1 protein-coding gene is annotated in these 335 nt (G+C 40.3%); it reads right to left on the bottom strand.

From position 1 onward, the window contains the following. Positions 1–335, bottom strand: a 335-nt coding sequence (locus HC175_RS21795) for a sensor histidine kinase (protein ID WP_209310184.1), incomplete at both ends; no start/stop codon positions are given.

The raw sequence follows: 335 nt of genomic DNA, 5'->3' as shown, positions 1-335 counted from the left end.
TTTAGCTCCCCCCGAAGGTATATTTTTTAAGGAGATGTTTCCGTTATGAGCTTTGACAAAACCTTTTGCTATAGAAAGACCCAAACCGGTTCCCCCTGTAGCTGTGTGAGGAAGCCGATAGAATTTTTCAAATACCTGCTCCAGTTTATCTTCCGGAAAACCGGGACCGGAGTCAGATATTTCAATTGTGAATCCTTTGTTCTTTTGAGATAAAACTATTGTTATGGTGGTTCCGGCAGGAGTGTGTTCTACAGCATTATGAATAATATTTTGCAGTACCTGCTCCATGAGAATGCCATCAACTTTAAATAAGGGAATATTTTCTGCCGTGGAAA

The organism is Salinimicrobium oceani, from assembly GCF_012037645.1.
The sequence above is the reverse complement of the archived record's forward strand: the minus strand, read 5'-3'. Positions and strand labels throughout refer to the sequence as shown.